The organism is Bacillus sp. JJ1532, assembly GCF_036965085.1.
Lineage (GTDB): Bacteria > Bacillota > Bacilli > Bacillales > Cytobacillaceae > Cytobacillus.
The window spans coordinates 88,648-107,330 of record NZ_JBALOW010000050.1 but is presented as its reverse complement, the minus strand read 5'-3'; the positions used below and the strand labels follow the sequence as shown (position 1 = coordinate 107,330).

Here is an 18,683-nt window from a genome sequence, read left to right as displayed (position 1 = left end):
TTATTATCCATAATAGAAAAGAGGTAGCTACTTGAATAGAAGAGTTCTAGTATTAGGAGGAACCCAGTTTTTCGGAAAGAAATTAGTTATGAAGCTTTTGCAGAATGGCGATAAGGTTACAGTTGCCACAAGAGGAATAACACCGGACCCATTTGGAGATCAGGTGGAAAGATTAAAATTGGATAGGCGAAATAAAGAGTCGATTTACGATACACTTGCGGGTCGTCAATGGGATATTGTCTATGACCAAACATGCCAATCCCCGCTTGAGGTACAATATATATTGGAGGCCTTAACAGGAAAAGTGAGAAGATACATTTTCACATCTACTCAGGCAGTCTATGATTTTGGGATTAATCATAGGGAAGAGAATTTTAATCCATACGAGTTTCTTTATGAGCAACGGCCGAGAGAAGAATATAGTGGATATTCCGGCTATCAAGAAGCAAAGCGTTCAGCTGAGGCTCTATTATTCTCTCAGAATGAAATCGAGGTCTCAGCTGTCCGTTTTCCAATCGTTATCGGCAAGGACGACTTTACAAACAGATTAAAGTTCCATATAGATAAAATCATTAAAGATGAAGAAATCGGCCTTTCCAATCCTGAAGCCAGATATAGTTTTATCTTATCTGATGATGCTGCCCAATTTTTATTTGATATAGGCGCATCCTCTTTCACTGGCTCTATCAATCCTGGCTGTAAAAAGGATATTTCACTTAAGGAACTGCTAGGAAAAATCGAGTCGCAATTAAATCTAAAGGCAAAAATTACGGATAAACTAACAAAGGAAAATGCCTCTCCTTATTCTTTTGAAGGCTCTTGGTCTATTAATACAAGTAAGGCAGAAGATCTTGGATTCACCTTTGCTGATTTAGATGGAGTGTTAGAGGATTTAATCAATTATTATTCAATTAGTCATGCACAAAATACTTAAAAATAAGAGCAGGAGCTTTTCATAAATGTGAATAGCTTCCTGCTCTTATGCCCTATTTTACTGGAATCCAGATTTCCGAATAATAATCAGAACTAGATGCGTCATCATCAGGATATACTTCTAATTGTGGTACACCTTCTGCATGCTCATAGCCGCTTGTAGGGAACCACTCCGAGTAGATTTTCTTCCATGTCTTCTGCATCGCCTCAGGCATCGGTCCATGTACTTCAAATACAACCCATTTGGCAGCTGGAATATCCAATGTTAAAAACCCTTCAGGTGCATTTCCATCGTATTCGGCTGCCACCCAATAATCAATTGCCCCAGATGGCCCATCTCCTTTTTTATCAGCACACACACCTAGCACACCTTTGATTTGCCCATTGTTCAGACGTGCTACCTTTTCACTTGTTCCATCATTAAGAACATCATCCCACAGTTTAGGAATGCCTATTAAATTTTCCCCATTGACAATGGAAAACTCCCTCTTAATGCCAACCACCTGAAAACCATCTCTTTCTAATACATTATACTTCATCGGTTCTGCTCCTTTCAGAATTACCTGTATGATCAGGCGTTCATAGAATTTCAGCTTTCCCATATATTTTCGCGCTTCAGTTGGTGAAACACCATGCTGTCGGCGAAATGCCTTTGTGAAAGCCTCAGGAGTGTCGTAGCCATATTTATAGGCTAGATCAATAATTTTGCAGTTTGTTCTAGAAAGCTCCTGAGCTGCTAAAGTTAGTCGCCTTCGCCTTAGATATTCACCAACAGATATATCTGTTAAGATCGTGAAAGTTCGCTGAAAGTGAAATGCCGAGGCATTTGCTTGTTTAGCTATCTCATCAATTGTAATATCCTCATGCAAATGATCCTCCATATAGTCTATCGCCTTTTGAATAGATTCAATCCAAGCCATCGTCTCACTCCCTTGATTTCATATTAACAAAAGCAGGAAATAGAATCCTGTCAATTTATGCTTTGTTTGGACAGTGCGTTAATTCCTTTCCATAAAATCTTTTTCAAATAGATAGATCGTCTTTGTAGGTTAAAAAAGAACAGCTGCCAAGGCTGTTCTTATTAAAAAACCAATCTTATTGAAGTTTAAGAATAATTTTCTCTGCTATATTTGCCCCATTTTCAATGCAATCTGGAATACCCACACCGTAATAAGAACAGCCTGCAAGCATGATTCCTGGATAGAATGCTGACAGTTTTTCCTCTAAATTTTCTACTATATGCGGGTGGCTGATTAAATAATTCGGCATACTGTCTGTCCATTTTGTAATCTCGCAACTAACAGGCTCAGCTGTGATCCCTAAGCTTTTGTGAATATCCGAAAGAGCTGTATGCAGAAGTTGGTCTTTTTTCATTTCTGATAAAGATGAGAATGAAGGAATACTGCTTTTATAAAAAAGTCTGACGAGCAAATTTTTCGTTTGAGATGTGTGCTCCCACTTCCGGCTAGTCCATGTACAGGCATTACATAGTACATCATGACTTTCCGAAGTAATAAACCCTGTTCCATCTTCAGGAAGAATACTGTCTGGAACATCAAAACCAACATACATGCTAATGAGAGAGCTATTTCTAAATTGGGAAAAGCACTTTTCCAGCTCTGAATCATTAAATAACTCCCCGGCCTCATTACTAGGTATACTTAGAACAACATAATCTGCTTCAATTATTTCTTGATTATGCAATATGACTTGATATCGCTCGCCGCTTTTCTCTATTTTATTTATCTTTGTATTTTTTAATATTTCAGCATCACCGAGTTTTTCTTCATAAGTATCAATAAGCTTCCCTAAGCCGCTTTTAAAGGAAAAAAACTTCTTTCCTCCCCCGCTTTGAAATTTTTCCTTATTGGCTTCAAACCCTTTTATAATGCTGCCGTATTCCTTTTTGTAATCCAAAACATATGGAAGAGTTGAGCCGATTGTGAGGTCGCTTAATTTTCCTGAATATACACCTGATAGTACAGGGGCTATTTGTTTTTCAACTAATTCTTTCCCTAGGAAATATTCTAGGAAATCACCAATGGAATCATTTTTTGTAAATGTATCGTTTTTTGTATATAAATCCTTCAGTGCTTCTACTTTTCCATCAGCAGACACAAGCGTAGTCTTTGCTAAGGACTCAACACTTGTCGGAATTCCAAACACTGCATCAGCAGGAATCTGCTTAAGTTCATTCTCGGTATAAATAAATGACCGTCCGGAGGCATTATAGACAACTTCATCTTCTAATCCAAGTTCTTTAATAAATGTCATCGTATTGACTTTACGGGAGACAATCGAGTCAGCTCCCGCCTCCATAATAAAGCCACGATCTTTAACCGTGCGAATTTTCCCTCCGAGCTCTGGAGAAGCCTCTGCAAGAATAAGCCTATCATCAGATTGATTGGCTTTTTTCCATTTATGTAACTCATATATGGCAGATAATCCAGTGATTCCTCCGCCAATGACTAATACTGTTTTCAATTTTGACACCCCTGTTTTTAATCCTGATTATAAAAAGTGTACCATACTTAGTCCTTCAAACCCTACGGTTCATCTTCCAACAATTTTGTGACTAAAAGGGTCTTTTGATTTTCTGAGACTGTTTGTCCTTTAAACTGCATACAGTTGTATAAAGGAGGGGTTGGCCATTAAAACATCCATTTCAACGGACCAATTAATTCGATATGCTGTGGCCTACGTATTCATCATCGCTGGAATAATAAAATTTATTAATCCTGAGATGGGGACTTATTTTGTAAACTTAGGACTGCCTTATCCGATTTCAGTGATGTATATCGTTGCCATAGTGGAATTAATCTGCGGCGTCTTAATTTTATTAAATAGAAGTGCAGCAAATGCAGCATTGCCCTTAATTGGCATCATGATTGTCGCTATTATTTTAACGAAGATTCCAACCTTGCATACTGGATTTTTTCAATTTGCAGCCAATGCTCGGTTAGACATTGTGATGCTCATTTTGCTGTTTATTTTATATAGTCAGCCAACTAAAAGGGTTTAAACATTAAAGCCTGTGCAGGGGAATAGTAAAATCCATGCACTGGCTTTTAAAATAGGAGAAGAAAGTTTGGAATAAAATCCTTACATTAAACTCTCCAACGACTGCTTATTGTTCAATCGGTAAAATCACTTCTACCTTAGTTCCCTTGTTCATTTCACTTTCAATCTTTAATTGACCTTGATGATCTTCTACTATTTTTTTGGTCACGATCAGCCCTAAACCGGTACCATCAATCTTTGTTGTGTAAAATGGGGCGAATAGATTTTCCTTATCAGATTGACTAATTCCACACCCCTGATCAATAAAGCTAAAAGATAATGTATTGCTTGTCTGAAACGAAGAAACTACCTTTAGCTGACCCCCATTATGCATAGAGTCAATACCATTTTTAATAAGATTAATAAATGCTTGCTTTAACTGATTCTCATCACAAACAACTAAAGGAATATTCTCGTCAATTTCTAATGTAAGCGCTATCCCTTTTTGGCTGGCCAGCTGCTGATTTATAGATATTACATAGGAAAGAGTTTCATTTATATTTTTCAATTGAAAGTGAGGAGATCGCGGTTTGCCAAGTACCAATAAATCATTTACGATCGAATTAATTCTGTCTATTTCTTGATCCATAATGGAAAAATACTGTTGGTCATCTACGTACTTTTCTTTTTGCAGCTGGGTAAAACCCTTTAAGGAAGCTAGGGGATTTTTTATCTCATGTCCTATTGAAGCAGCCATTTGCCCAATAAATGCTAGCTTTTCCTTATGCCGCATCTCCTCGTGTATTGAAGTCAATGCGAAAATATAGGAAGAAAAACGTCTCATAAAAATATATGCAATCACAGATAAAATACTAATAATGGCCATCGGAATGACGACTGCTGCCGATTTTATATAGATTCCTACTATTAAATATCTGCATAACGAAACGCCGACCACCGTCCAATAAAAACGTTGGTTAATAAATATAGGAGAAAATAAAAGCAAGATAAGCTCAGCCGCATTTCCGCTTCTATACTCGCCAGGTTCCCCCAAAAACATGATAATATCACTTAATGCCGTGATTCCCAAATAAACGAGAATATATAAGTACTTAATGATATGAAGCCTATTTCTTTTCATCAGCAGATACGAAACAGGGATTAAGCTAATATAGATTACATAGTTCCAATAGCTTAATGGGCCGATTAGCCCAGGTTCGGTGTTCGAAATAAACTTTGGATAAAGATAATAATAAAAAATATCATACAAAGCTAAGGTGATATAAAAGGATAGTAAATAGGCAGAAAGTGCCCGCTTTTCCTCATTTTGCAGTAAATAGTCTACTTTCACTTTGTTCATCAGAGTTCCTCACAATAAATAATAATACTTATTATACCTCTTTTCGCTAAAAATCGACAATTTCCTCCCCGTCCGCTTAACAGGCTAAAAGAAGCATGAATCATTTGGGCTTTTACCCGTTCGAATTCATGCTTTTAGTATTAGTCATTAATTTTATAAAAAAATTCACGGGCTCTTGCTGCTACCTCTTCTGGGACTTTGTATGTAAGTGGTTCTTGGTGGAGGGCCTGATAGAAATTTATGTCGCTCGTGTCCATCATGCCAATAGTGAAACGCGGTATAAGACGGACATGAATGGCTTGCTTTAAATCCTCATTTAACGAAAAATTTAACGCTAAGTTAAAGCTTGCAAATCCTTGTTCTATCAGCGTTTGGAAGATTGCCTTCAATCCAACTGCGAAATCTGTCCAATCCTGATCATTGAGATCATTTATTGAATATTTTTCGGGAAATATAGCGACAAAATCATTTTGACCTTTCGGAGCGTAGGCATGCATCCAAGCTACATTTCCTTTTTCTCCGATCCATCTTTCTCTAATTGCCTTTTCCGTTTCATAAAGATTGGTAAATACATCCTTATTGCCTTCGTAGTCTTTTGTTTTTTCCTCGAGCTGAGCTTGATAGTTTGTCGGTGAATCTGATGCACAAACCTGAATATGAGGGTGAAGAACACTCCCACCAGAGTTGGGCAAATAATTCCAATTGATAGATGCATAGCCTGCTTCAGGATCAGACTCCATTATTCTATTTAAATAATCCTGTGCAGCCAGAAATGCGTTCGTAATTAACTCTGTTGTAAATTCTTCTAGGCGAACATAATGCTGTCCGGAGAAAATAACAACCCCGTTATGCTTACTATAAGGAAACAGATTCGGAAAGCCTACCGCTTCTCCTTTAATAATTCGCCCATTTTGAGTAATTTCTTTCGGAAAGAGCGGGGTCATTTTCAATAAGTTTTCGTGGCAAAAGGGACATCTAGCCCCCCCATTTTGCTTAGCAATTTCTGTGTAGTCTGGCGGTGTAAATACTAATCCAGAATCATAAATAAGACGAGATGATTCCCCGGTGATCGGATCAAAACGGATCTCAGTCCTCCGCTCAATCAGATTTCCCTTGCTATCATAAAACTTAAACCATTCTTCTTTATTCTGAAATGCTATTGCCATGATTCCTCCCCCTTTTTGCTAAATTAGCATGAATGGATTATATTAAAATGCAAGAACCTTCTGAAAAATATCCTCACACGCCATCGAGTATTACTGAATATTAAGAAGGTTATTGTGATGATGGGTTGTTTACCTAGGCACTTTTCCCATGATTATACCATATTTCGCGTTGATGACTATTTATTCATAGTTGTCGCACATTTTCCATAATCGGATCTAAATGTAAATGTTACAATAGACATGAATCTATACAAAAAGGGGCTTAAAAAATGGCTGAATTAAAACTCGAGCATATTTTCAAAGTCTATAATAAGAAATTTACTGCTGTTAAGGACTTTAGTCTTGATATTTATGATAAGGAATTTATCGTTTTCGTTGGGCCTTCAGGGTGCGGAAAATCAACTACTTTGCGTATGATTGCTGGACTTGAGGAGATTACACACGGGAGTTTCTATATAGATGGAAAAAGGGTTAATGACGTCCCTCCAAAAGATCGAGACATGGCTATGGTTTTTCAGCACTATGCTTTATACTCCCATTTGAGCGTCTATGAAAATATGGCATTTGGATTAAAGCGCCGGAAATATTCAAAAGTTGAAATCGACCGGCGTGTAAATGAGGCAGCCCATATTCTTGGTATTCAAGCCTATTTAGATCGAAAGCCAAACGTTCTATCTGGAGGACAATGTCAGCGTGTTGCATTAGGGAGGGCTATTGTTCGTGATGCCAAGGTATTTCTTATGGACGAGCCACTTTCTAATCTCGATGCAAAGCTGCGTGTTCAAATGCGTTCAGAGATTATCAAACTGCACGAGCGATTACAAACGACGACCATTTATGTGACTCATGACCAGACAGAAGCCATGACGATGGCAACTAGAATTGTTGTTATGCAGGATGGAGTCATTCAACAGGTCGGAACTCCTATGGAGGTTTATAATCATCCTGAAAATATTTTCGTTGGAGGATTTATTGGGTCTCCTGCAATGAATTTTATTAATGGTGTTCTTGAAGAGAGCGGATTTAGAGCAGGAAGTACTATCCTTTCTTTACCTGAGGGAAAAATGAAACTCCTTTGTGAAAGAGGCTATTTAGGTAAAAATATCATCCTTGGGGTTCGTCCTGAAAATATTCATCATGTTTCTACCTCCATAGAAAATGGATCCGTTATTTTGACTCAAGTTGAGGGTTCCGAGCTAACTGGTGCTGAATTAATGATTAATGCGAGTTTAGAGGGTCAAGGTTTTGTCGCACGTCTTGATTCAGACGCTAATATTAAACGCGGAGAAAGAATTAGGCTTGCTTTTGATATGAATAAGGTCCAATTTTTTGATGATGAAACGGAAAAGAGGATTGGATAAATGTAAAAAGGCTATCTGGTAAGGTAGGAAACCTTAAAAGATGGCCTCTCGTTTAATTTAATCCTGATTATGATTTTCAAGGAGATGCGCCTTTGCTATATGCAATTGTGCCATGGCAAAGTGTCATATACACATCATAATTCTCATCTAAAATGACTAAATCAGCATCCTTCCCAACAGCAAGGCTGCCTTTTTTATCAAAGGCATTAAATTGTATTGCAGGATTAGCTGATCCCATTCGGATGACATCCTCTAGTGTGCAGCCCGTATAGGACATCATATTTTTTATCGCTTGTCCTAGTTTCAATATACTACCAGCCAAGGTGCCATTGCTTAATACAGCTTTTCCATCCTGTACAGTAACTTCTTGACCGCCTAAATCGTAGCTTCCATTTTTTAAACATTTGGCTCTCATAGAATCTGTGATTAAGATAATCCGGTCAGAGCCTATCATTTTATGGGCTAGTTTCACAATCTCAGGTTTAACATGTATTCCATCCGCAATTAACTCTACTCTTAATTCCTTTCTTAAAAATACCGCACCTACGACACCTGGCTCGCGATGATGCAATCCACTCATCTGATTAAAAAGGTGCGTGGCATGAGTTGCTCCGGCCTCAATTGCCCCAATAACCACTTCATATGTAGCATCTGAGTGGCCAATTGAAGCAATGACGCCTGTTTCTTTCAAGTGACCGATAAGCTCTATTCCTCCATCAATTTCAGGGGCCAAAGTAACTAGTTTAATATGATTTTTCGCTAGCTCTTGCCATTTTTTAAATATTTCTACATTAGGTTCAATAATATATTGAACGGGCTGAGCACCCGACATTTTTTTATTAATAAAAGGGCCTTCAAGATGAACGCCAAGTACTTCAGCTTGATTCCTATTATTCTGGTTTTCTATATATTCTCCCGCGTTGATTAATGCATTTGCAATTGCTTCCTCTGACTGGGTTATAGTTGTGGCAATAAAGCTAGTTGTTCCTTCCTTTGGAAGTGCAGCTGCCATCGTATCAAGGGCTTCCTTCGTTCCGTCCATGAAATCTGCCCCGTCTACTCCGTGAATATGAACATCAATCAGCCCCGGTATCACTGTATAATTTTTAGGTGTAATTAGTTCTTGAAAGCCATAGACATTAACACTTTTTAAATCTGCCATTTCGCCAATTTCAGCTATCTTTCCAGCTTCTAATTTGATAAATCCATTGTTGATTATTCCTGTCTGGGAATAAATATTAATATTCTTCAACAATAATTTTTCACGACCTAGGTTGTTCACTTCATCACACCCTTGTTAGGTTCCTGACTTTTCAATTTTCGCTTTTCAGGTGCAATGAAGCAGCACCATATATCCCAGCTTTATTTCCAAGAGATGCTTTTATAATTGATACATCTGAATAATTTTCCATGATTAATTCTTTTACTTTCATCGAAATCTTCTTAATGAGGTGTTCCTGTTCCATTACCCCGCCGCCAATAATAATAGCAGGGGGATCAAATATATGAATAAGGGAGGTTAGGCCTAGAGCAACTTCAAAGGTCCAATCTTGTATAACTTTTGCTAGTTTTGGATCTTTTTGATTTTCCTCAGCAAAAATAATTCTTCCATTTAGGTAATCTTTATTTATTTTTTTTGCTTTTTTGACTAATGCAGAAGTCGATGCGTAAGTTTCATAGCATCCTAAACGACCGCATCCGCATTTATGACCTTGTGGATGCGTAATCATATGGCCAAATTCAGCGGCTATCCCCTTATTCCCTTTATATAACTTAGATTCTAGAACAATTGCCCCGCCAATTCCGGTACCATAAGTTAGACAAAGAAAATCATTTAAGCCCTTACCTACACCAAAGTACTTTTCACCTAGGGCAGCTGCATTCACATCGTTTTCTACTAAAACGGGGATACTAAATTCCTTCTCTAAAATATCCTTTACGTTTACTCCCGACAGATCTGGAATGTTTTCACTAGAATATATATAACCTTCTTCACTATTTACTAGACCTGCCGTACTAATCCCGATTGCATCAAATTCATGGAATTCTGAGATTAGATTAATTAGTTTTTCAACTAAGTTTCCTTCACTATTCCTAACTTTAGTTTCGTATTCTTTCATCACTTCAAAATGCCCATGCTTATTACATAAACCTATTTTTATTGAAGTGCCCCCAATGTCAATTGCTAATATTTTCATTTATTCAACCTCGCTTTCACCTGGCAAAATGATTATTCTATCAGCCGCAAAATCAAGATAGTCTTTTAACCGGGATAAATTGTTTTCAATTAGAGAAGTACCATGCCCTTCCGGAGTCTCCCCTGTGGCAAAGCCCAGTTTCATTTTTGGAGTCTTTCGAACTTTTTCAATAATGAATTTTGACGCTTCTTTGCTCATCTCTTCATAATTCTTCACTTTAATGATTTTCATGTTTCATCTCCATTCTTTTAAAGGCAATACTCTAATATACATGACCCAGATGCCCGTTTTGATCACATACCCCCGTCTTAATAGAAGTACCCCCAATGTCTAAAGCTAAAATTTTCATTTCATTTATCCTTTTTTTATGTTTGATTTCTTTTATTACATTTTACTATCCTTTAAAGGAATAATTTCCAATTGTTTGTTAAAATAAAACAAATTCAAATCATAGGAGAATTAGGCATGGAGCATTTTATAGAAAATGATTATTTAAGAGGGATTAAACTTAAACGTGATCATATCCCTTCCTTTAACAAATTCCCATTTAATTTACCTAGCATTCAAACGCTGGATGAGCTATCCTTTCATCCGAATGTAACTTATTTTGTGGGTGATAATGGCATGGGGAAATCAACTTTATTGGAAGCGATTGCGGTTGCGGCTGGATTTAATCCGGAAGGCGGTTCATTTAATTTCAATTTTGCTACTTATGATTCCCATTCGGAATTAGACAATTATATTAGGTTGGTGAAGGGAGTTATAAAACCTAGTGATGGATTCTTTCTTCGAGCAGAAACCTTCTATAATGTAGCGTCTAATATTGAGGAAATGGATAGGGAATTCGGGACAAGCCCGAAAGTTATCGATTCTTTCGGAGGCGTGTCACTTCATAAACAGTCACATGGGGAATCTTTTTGGGCAACTTTCATGAATCGGTTTGGGGGAAACGGCCTTTACATTATGGATGAACCAGAAGCAGCGTTATCTCCCCTGCGACAATTATCCATGCTGGCAAGAATTCACGAATTAGTCCGTCAAAATTCCCAATTCATTATTGCCACTCATTCACCCATCATCATGTCTTATCCGAATGCTGCCATTATCGAATTTACAGAGGATGGCGCAAAAGAAACTCAGCTTGAAGAAACGGGACATTACCGAATGATGAAACAATTTTTTGAGAACCGAGAAAGAATCCTTCATCATTTACTGAACGACTAAAAATACAACTACGGAAGAATTTCATTCCTTTTATTAATGAAAAGATCTAAAGAATGCCATATTAAGTATAGGATTAATTGGAAGGAGCAAATTTCTATGGAATTTTTACCACGAGAACAAATCATTAATGAATTACAGCAGCCGTTTCAATCCTATATCGAAAAATATGGTATTGATGATATTGGTATTTTTGAGGAACATGGTGAAGGTGATCGGTACTACCTAGGATATACTGTGAATAAAGAGGGGAAAACGTTCCATATTCATAGCCCTTATCTTAAAAATGATCAAGGTGAATTAGCACAAGAAAATGATGAGTGGACACTTGAATCTGATAATCCTAGTTTGAAGGATCATCGTGGTTATGATGACTTAGAAAGTGTGTTTCGTGATATCTAATTGAAGTAGTTTCTCCAAAAACGCATGGCTAATAATGAAATCCATGCGTTTTTTTTACTTGTTCTGTTCAGTTCAGGCACCCGTTCTCAAAAGTTTTAACTTTTTGCGGACACTGAGGACATTATTTTCATAATAACGCTATTTTGGAGGTGTGGTCGGACACTGAGTACGTTAATTAATAAAAATCACGTAATAATGAAGCATTTTAGCAAAATAACGGAACGTATGTCCGTTTAATCCAAGAATTACCCTAGTAGACGTAATTATGGCATTAGTATATTACCAACTTAAGCCCTTCATTGGCGTAAGAGAATAAAGTATAAAACGAAAAAATCGGTAATGGAGAACCAAAACTCCTTGCTGGTTTTTTTATTTTTTTAAGGGGCCTCTTAAAACCATTAGTAATAATCACCAGCTGGATTTGGCAATACTAGCTTAGTGAATGAGTAACTTGGGCTTTATGTATATCTCTAACGTTTAAATAGAAACAGGCTAAGGGGAGGAACCATTTTGGAGCACGCTTGGCTTTCATTATTACCATTTATCATTGTCATTTCCATGTCTATATGGTTAAAAGACATTCTGCCGGGACTTGTTGTTGGGCTTCTGGTTGGAGCTATCCTAGTATCATCTGATCTATTAATCGGTACTCAGCAGGCGATTTCCTATGTCGTCAAAACTTTATCTAACGATACAAATATTAAGATTGTCGGGTTTTTATATTTATTTGGCGGTCTGGTTGGAATGATGAATATTGCAGGAGGCATTAAAGGATTTTCAGAATGGATTGGAAGACGTATAAAGACGGAACGCGGGCTGCTTGGGCTTATTTGGCTGACCCTTCCGTTTACGTTTATGATGCCAATGTTTCGGATTATGATGATTGGACCGATTGTTAAATCTCTCATTAATAAAATGAATCTTTCAAGGCAAAAGGTGGGCATGACACTAGATATATCGACAGAGTCCGTAATCGTCTTATTACCAGTAGCCACAGCCTTTGTCGGATTTATGGTCTCTTTAGTGGCCGGGGGAATCCAAGGTTTAGACTTAGGGATGTCACCCTATCAAATATTTTTACTAAGCATTTTATTTAATTTTTATGCCATCATCATGTTAATCATTGGAATTATCCAAACCTTTTTGCCGCCTTCTAAAATAATGATGAATCCCAAAGCAACGGCGGATCAGGAACATAGTGAGCATGAAGAACATGAATTCCATCGAATGGGCATCAAAAAGGAACTGTCTTTAGTAAAAGCACAGCCATGGCATTTAATCTTCCCAGTCTTTATCTTGCTGGCATTATCGTTATTTCTATTATGGCAAAACGGAACTTCCCTCGGGGCCAAAACCATTTTTGAAGCATTCTCCATGGCAGATGCCACTTTTGTCATGCTTTTGGCAGTTTTTATTACACTTATTTTAACCTTCACCTTTTATATGATTAGGAGACAAAAATTGAGTGAAGTCCTGTATCACTTTTACGATGGAGGTAATCAAATGATGCAGGCCATCAGTCTCCTTATTTTGATTTGGGCATTGACTTTGTCGGCCGAAGATCTTGGCTTTTCAGAATTTATTGGGTCAACATTAGGAACCTTTTTACCTGCTTTTATGACCCCTGCAACGATATTTTTGATCGGATCGGTAGTCGGCTATTTTATAGGGTCATCGTGGGGAACTTGGGGATTATTTATGCCTCTGGGAATCACCTTAGCCGTTTCCACCGGGGCTTCTATCCCTTTGACCGTAGGGGCTGTATTTGCCAGCGGAGCATTTGGCGCAATCACCTCGCCGCTTGGTGATACAACCATTACAACTGCATCCATTCTCGACCTCTCTCTTGTCGACTATGCCCGCTATAAATTGAAGGTTTCTGCTATTGGCGGGGCTATAGCGTTTGTTCTTTATTTGGTAAGTGCATTATTGATTATTTAAATTTATGATATTCAAAAGCCCCAACAGATCGTTGGGGCAATGAAACTCGAAGGGTTATTATTTAACTATTCCGGCTCTTAATTTATTCACACCAAATTCAAGATAAGCCTTTAAACAGGTAAGCATATAAACCCAGCCTTCCTTATTATCGATCAATTGGCTGATGAAATCATCAGCTTCCTCATTAAAACCTTCTTCATTAACTTCAATAATTGTACTTGAATCATCTAGTTCATCTAGTGAAATGGTGACAATATGCCCCTCTCCATTCGCACCCCATTGGAACACAATTTTTTTATTTTCAATGATTTCTATCATTTTTAGTTCACCTTCGGCATTGTATTCATCATATCTGCATGTAATGATCTTACCCGCTTCCCATTTTTCAGAACTTGACGAAAACCAAAAGTTACCAATTTTTGATGGATCCACGAAGGCTTCAAATACTTCATTTGCCGGTTTAAATATTTTAAACTTTGTCAGATTGTTCATATGCATTCTCTCCTCAATTTTCAAATTTCTAGCAGGTAGACCTATTATTTTATCCAAAAGCTTAGTAGACAAGACTACTTATCCTTCCATATTTTTCAACCGCTTTTTATCAAGTTTTCCCAAAGGAGTATATGGCATCTGATCGATAAAAACGATCTCTTTTGGAACTTGAAACCTTGCAACCCTAGGGCGCAGCCATTCAAAAATCTCCTCTTCTGTAAGGTTAGCATGTCTCATTGGTTTCACAAATGCTTTCAACCTCTGTCCAAATTGTTCGTCATTCATGCCGATCACAGCTACATCTTCTATAAGATTATGTTGGATAAGAACCTGCTCCAATTCAATCGGGTACACATTTTCTCCAGCTGAAACCACCATATCATCCTTTCTTCCGCATAAAAAATAATACCCATTTTGATCACAATAACCTAAATCACCTGTTTCAATCCAAGAAGCCTTCCTATTCTTAAATGACCACTTACTTTTCACGCAAAATTGTCCAATTGTATCGAATTCTACCTCATCCTTATTTTGATCCAGTACTTTTAAGCGGACGCCATTTATTCTCTTTCCAATCGTATGAACTGAATACTTTAAGTCCTGCGGGGCTGCAATAATATTTAAGCCCGTTTCCGAAGTGCCGTACAAATTGCACAAGACATTTCCTAATTTATGAAAAACCTCATCTGCAAGTTTAGGATTAAGCTGTGCACCGCCGGAAGCTATACATGCAAGAGATTTTAAATCCTCAGCATTATGCTTTAACATTTTATGGATCATTAGAGGCACGACCGTTACGACTTGAACCTTGTGCTCTCGAATAAGCTGGCAGGCTTTTTGGGCATGAAACCCTTTGCTGATCACCACTTTTTCCCCTAATGCGATAAATAAAAATAATACAGCAACACCATAGCCATGGTAGATAGGAGTAGCAATATAAACAGGATTGTATTTTATAAGCTTAAGTCTAACGAGCAAACTGACAAATGGATTTAAATAATTGAATAGTGATAGTTTATGAGGGGCTTCCTTTGATTTTCCTGTCGTGCCGCCTGTCAGCAGCATGATTTTTCCCATTGAAGTTCTATGCAATTTTATTTCCTTAATTAGATTTGTGGTCATTAATTGATTGATTGCAGGCAGATGATCATGATAACTCATAACCATTTCTTTTGTGTAGTTTGCATGTTCGATAATCGTCCTTAACTCCGGATCATATACAAGGAAGTCAAAATGATGTTTTTCCAATTGTGATTTAAACTGATTTTTGCTCATTTCTGGATTGAGTAAATAAATATCTGCTCCTAATCGAGAAACAGCAAAAATAGATCTGACTAATGAAGCGTGATTTTTACACAGAAAACCTACTTTCTGACCGCACCTAAGCCCGTATTTTTCTAATAGAACCATAGAAAGCTTTTCAGATTGGGAGAATAATTGGTTGTAGCTTATTGTTTCATTATCGTCTACTAATGCAACTTTGTTCCCGTATGTCCCTTTTGCAATTTGCAGGAGAGTCATGATATTGATTCCGTTCTTTGAAATCGCTGCCAGTAACCTATATAAGCCTAAAGGGGAAAGTAATTTGATTTTATATAAAACGAATATAAGTTTTAATATTTTCATGTTTCATTTCCTCTTTTTTCTTAAAATAATTGGGCTGAATCGTTCCCACATTCCTCTAAAAACTATGGATGCAAGCTGTCCAAATATTAGCCACCACGGCCTGTACCTTTTTCTTTTTGTATACATCGTTTGGCAAATGATTTTGGCAACATGCTCGGAGGACATGGCAGGCATTTTTTGATAAGCAGCTGTTGTCAGGATCATTGGTGTTTTAACTAATGGCAGATAGATCGTTGTGGTTGAAATCATCTTTGCATTCAATTCAGGTGCTGCAGACCGAAGCCATGTATCAAAGGCTGACTTGGATGCCTGATATGCAGCCCAAAAGGGAAATGGCAGCAGCAAAGCGTTTATGGTAGAAACGTTAATGATCTGACCTTTATTTTTTTCAAGTATCGGAATAACTGACAACAGTAGTTGAACCGGCGCAAAATAATTAATGGCCATCGTACGGGTAAAATCGTGGTACCGATCCAGGGAATGCATAATAGATCGATTAATTGATATTCCCGCATTGCTAACAACGATGTCCAATCCGGCTGGCAGGTGCCGAATGAATGTCAGCAGTCCCTGCATCTCTTCATCCACCCTTAAATCTGCTGGAAAAATACTAACTATTGCTGCTGACTTTTCAATTTCTTTTTTCATCGTCAACAGCTTCTCTTCTCTTCTTGCTACTAATAGTAAATGGACATTTAGCTCCGCTAGCATATAGGCTAACTGCTCCCCTATTCCTGAGCTTGCACCCGTAATAAGGATTGTCTTTCCATGCAATGTGCTTTGCAGCTTCACCTTGTTTAAATATGTTGGCGGAAATAATAATCTTTCCAAAAATTTATATTTAGGCATCATAATCCCTTTTTTCAAATTTTGTTATATACCCTAATATTCTATGAAAAAAGCTAAAAAACCTTTATCGGAAATAAAGAAAGAGACCGTTCTACCAAGTAAGAATAGGAACCGTCCCTTTTAATTTCATTAATTCATAACCCACTTATCCTTCATGAATAAGATTCTTCCAATAATAAAGAGTACAATCATACAAATGACGTTGCTTGCAATCGTTATTAAAATATGTTCTATATTGACAATACCGAAAACTAATTCCTTCAATATACTGAATAGATTCATGATTGGAATAGCGAAATGCTCAAAGCCTAATTCATTGATTCCAATTCCAGATATAACCATCGTTGGAATAATGGCCAGCATCATAACAGGCGTACTGTAGCTTTGCGATTCCTTTACCGTTTTGCCAATAATGCTCGTAATCATAAGGATTGATGCGTTGAACATGGCGTAAATAATCGATGTTAGGATAGCCAAGCCGATGATAATTCCTGCGTTATCTCCAAAAGTGACAGCCTTTTTCAGATTTTCAGTTAACAAGCCAATTTCTAATGCTACGACAATTAGAGTGATAATTCCGGTTATTGCTCCAACAGTTGCAATAGTCATCCATTTTGCAAAAAGCAGTGTTGAACGGTTGACTGGTGTCATTAATAGAGCTTCCATTGTTTTTCTTTCTTTCTCGCCAGCAAATAAATCTGAAGCAGCCGGACCGGCACCGACCCCAATCGCAATTGATAAAATTAATGGAATGAGCATAGCAATTAAATTAATATTAGGATCCTCTGCAGACATTTCCTTTTGATTGATGGCAAAAGGCTGAATGACCGAAGCTTCTGTTCCTAGCTTCTCTAATCGTTCTGAAGTGACCGATTTTTCGTAAGCTGTTAAAGCGTTATTTACTAGATTCATCAAATTCGAGGAGTTCTGGCTAAAGGAATTGCCAATTATCGTTACAGAAGCTTCCTCTTCGTTCGCAATACTGCTCATAAAATTAGGACTTAATTCAAGTGCAGCTAAAGCCTCGCCGTCATTCAGAATTTCTTCAGGATTTGCCGATTTAACAAATTCAATATTTTCAAATCCAGAAAATAGACTCTCCTCTTCTGCCCCAAATGATTGATCTACAGCCAGCGTATATGTCTTTCCTTCGTCATTAGATATCATTTTTTCATAGAAAAAGGTCATTCCAGTCATCATAATAATCGGCATCATTACGGTCAATATTAAAGTTCTGCTGTCTCGGAAGCAGTCTTTTAATTCTTTAAGGTAAATTTTACGAAGCATAGTGGTTTCCTCCTCTAACAAGCTTGCTCATAAAAATATAATTAAGATCTCGGCTTTCTTCAGACTTATAAAGGGTTTCAAGATTTCCATTGTATACCAGTTCTCCCTTATGCATCATCACAACCGAATCACAAAGCAGCGAAACTTCCTCCATAATATGGCTGGAAAAAACAATCGTCTTTCCTTCACGTTTCAGCTGATGAACAAGCTGACGGAATACATTGGATGAAGTAATATCTAATCCTGTTGTTGGTTCATCGAAAAGAATGATTTCAGGATTGTGAATAAGCGTTCTGGCGATGGCTACTTTTTGCCGCATTCCTTTAGAGAACCCGCCAACCTTTCGATCGAGATAATCCCTCATGCCAAACATTTTCGTCAGGTCATCAATCCGTACTTTTGTTTCATGCTTTCCTAAGCCATAAAGGCTTGCAAAGTATTCAAGATTTTCACGAGCGGTTAACCGGTCATACAGCCCTGTTTCCCCTCCAAAAAGCACGCCGATTCGTTTCTTAATTTCATTTGGATTTTTTACTGTATCATATTCCCCTACAGTTACACGGCCTTCTGTAGGAGTAAGTAATGTAGCAATTGTCCGAAGCAAGGTTGTTTTTCCTGCGCCATTCTCACCTAGCAGCCCTAGTACTTCTCCCTTAGAAACGTTAAAGGAAACATGCTTTAAAGCCGTTACATATTTCTTCTTATCCTTAAATTGTTTTGTCACTTCATGAATTTGAATCATCGTCTTCATCACTCCGTCTGTTTTCATTTCTTGTATTTATCTTACAAGGAAACAAAAAGGGAATCTGCACTTATGTCGCGAATATTCCTTTTCGTGTCGCGAAAA

Annotated in this window: 18 protein-coding genes; 6 read left to right on the top strand and 12 right to left on the bottom strand. The window is 37.5% G+C overall.

The window, feature by feature from the left end; genetic code table 11:
* Positions 1-31: 31 nt before the first annotated feature.
* The gene (locus tag V7122_RS17830; protein ID WP_335527963.1) at positions 32-934 is read left to right on the top strand and encodes an NAD-dependent epimerase/dehydratase family protein; all 903 of its coding nucleotides are present in this window, start codon (positions 32-34) and stop codon (positions 932-934) included.
* A 52-nt stretch (positions 935-986) separates the two neighbouring features.
* On the opposite strand, the gene V7122_RS17825 is transcribed toward V7122_RS17830, so the two are convergent.
* Both V7122_RS17825 and hemG read right to left on the bottom strand, forming a co-directional pair.
* Positions 987-1,853, bottom strand: coding sequence for an AraC family transcriptional regulator (locus V7122_RS17825; protein WP_335527960.1), 867 nt, complete (start codon positions 1,851-1,853; stop codon positions 987-989).
* A gap of 175 nt (positions 1,854-2,028) precedes the next feature.
* Positions 2,029-3,417, bottom strand: a complete 1,389-nt coding sequence (gene hemG / locus V7122_RS17820) for a protoporphyrinogen oxidase (RefSeq protein WP_335527957.1) — start codon at positions 3,415-3,417, stop codon at positions 2,029-2,031.
* A 160-nt stretch (positions 3,418-3,577) separates the two neighbouring features.
* Between hemG and V7122_RS17815 the strand changes: the two genes are divergently transcribed.
* Complete coding sequence (locus V7122_RS17815; protein WP_335527954.1) at positions 3,578-3,955, top strand: DoxX family protein; 378 nt, start codon at positions 3,578-3,580, stop codon at positions 3,953-3,955.
* A 105-nt stretch (positions 3,956-4,060) separates the two neighbouring features.
* On the opposite strand, the gene V7122_RS17810 is transcribed toward V7122_RS17815, so the two are convergent.
* A complete protein-coding gene (locus tag V7122_RS17810; RefSeq protein ID WP_335527951.1) occupies positions 4,061-5,293 on the bottom strand; it encodes an ATP-binding protein in 1,233 nt (410 codons plus the stop codon).
* Between the two features lie 140 nt (positions 5,294-5,433).
* On the bottom strand, positions 5,434-6,459 hold the full coding sequence (locus V7122_RS17805; RefSeq protein ID WP_335527947.1) for a hypothetical protein: 1,026 nt from the start codon (positions 6,457-6,459) through the stop codon (positions 5,434-5,436).
* 269 nt (positions 6,460-6,728) lie between these two features.
* Between V7122_RS17805 and V7122_RS17800 the strand changes: the two genes are divergently transcribed.
* Complete coding sequence (locus tag V7122_RS17800) at positions 6,729-7,820, top strand: ABC transporter ATP-binding protein (RefSeq protein ID WP_335354878.1); 1,092 nt, start codon at positions 6,729-6,731, stop codon at positions 7,818-7,820.
* Between the two features lie 76 nt (positions 7,821-7,896).
* Here V7122_RS17800 and nagA read toward each other — a convergent pair whose 3' ends face one another.
* From nagA to V7122_RS17785, 3 genes are read right to left on the bottom strand one after another with little or no spacing between them, the layout of a single operon-like run.
* Positions 7,897-9,102 (bottom strand): N-acetylglucosamine-6-phosphate deacetylase, encoded by a 1,206-nt coding sequence (gene nagA / locus V7122_RS17795; protein ID WP_335527944.1) that lies wholly within the window; start codon positions 9,100-9,102, stop codon positions 7,897-7,899.
* 31 nt (positions 9,103-9,133) lie between these two features.
* Entirely contained in the window at positions 9,134-10,018 is an 885-nt protein-coding gene (locus tag V7122_RS17790; protein ID WP_335354876.1) for an ROK family protein, read from the bottom strand.
* Positions 10,019-10,249, bottom strand: a complete 231-nt coding sequence (locus V7122_RS17785) for a hypothetical protein (RefSeq protein WP_335354875.1) — start codon at positions 10,247-10,249, stop codon at positions 10,019-10,021.
* 234 nt (positions 10,250-10,483) lie between these two features.
* Here V7122_RS17785 and V7122_RS17780 point away from each other — a divergent pair, with 234 nt between their 5' ends.
* From V7122_RS17780 to V7122_RS17770, 3 genes are all read left to right on the top strand, one after another.
* Positions 10,484-11,242 (top strand): AAA family ATPase, encoded by a 759-nt coding sequence (locus V7122_RS17780; RefSeq protein ID WP_335354874.1) that lies wholly within the window; start codon positions 10,484-10,486, stop codon positions 11,240-11,242.
* A gap of 96 nt (positions 11,243-11,338) precedes the next feature.
* Positions 11,339-11,641 carry a DUF5634 family protein gene (locus tag V7122_RS17775; protein ID WP_335354873.1) on the top strand — a complete coding sequence of 101 codons (303 nt, stop codon included), beginning with the start codon at positions 11,339-11,341 and terminating at the stop codon, positions 11,639-11,641.
* A 510-nt stretch (positions 11,642-12,151) separates the two neighbouring features.
* The gene (locus V7122_RS17770; RefSeq protein WP_335527941.1) at positions 12,152-13,582 is read left to right on the top strand and encodes a Na+/H+ antiporter NhaC family protein; all 1,431 of its coding nucleotides are present in this window, start codon (positions 12,152-12,154) and stop codon (positions 13,580-13,582) included.
* Positions 13,583-13,639: 57 nt separating this feature from the next.
* On the opposite strand, the gene V7122_RS17765 is transcribed toward V7122_RS17770, so the two are convergent.
* From V7122_RS17765 to V7122_RS17745, 5 genes are all read right to left on the bottom strand, one after another.
* On the bottom strand, positions 13,640-14,074 hold the full coding sequence (locus V7122_RS17765) for an SRPBCC family protein (protein WP_335527937.1): 435 nt from the start codon (positions 14,072-14,074) through the stop codon (positions 13,640-13,642).
* 78 nt (positions 14,075-14,152) lie between these two features.
* On the bottom strand, positions 14,153-15,700 hold the full coding sequence (locus V7122_RS17760) for an AMP-binding protein (protein WP_335527936.1): 1,548 nt from the start codon (positions 15,698-15,700) through the stop codon (positions 14,153-14,155).
* 3 nt (positions 15,701-15,703) lie between these two features.
* Positions 15,704-16,549: an SDR family NAD(P)-dependent oxidoreductase gene (locus tag V7122_RS17755; RefSeq protein WP_335527933.1), complete on the bottom strand. Its 846-nt coding sequence runs from the start codon at positions 16,547-16,549 to the stop codon at positions 15,704-15,706.
* Between the two features lie 129 nt (positions 16,550-16,678).
* Positions 16,679-17,836, bottom strand: a complete 1,158-nt coding sequence (locus V7122_RS17750) for an ABC transporter permease (protein ID WP_335527931.1) — start codon at positions 17,834-17,836, stop codon at positions 16,679-16,681.
* Complete coding sequence (locus tag V7122_RS17745; protein WP_335348006.1) at positions 17,826-18,578, bottom strand: ATP-binding cassette domain-containing protein; 753 nt, start codon at positions 18,576-18,578, stop codon at positions 17,826-17,828. The genes V7122_RS17750 and V7122_RS17745 overlap by 11 nt, the downstream gene beginning before the upstream one ends.
* Between the last annotated feature and the right edge of the window lie 105 nt (positions 18,579-18,683).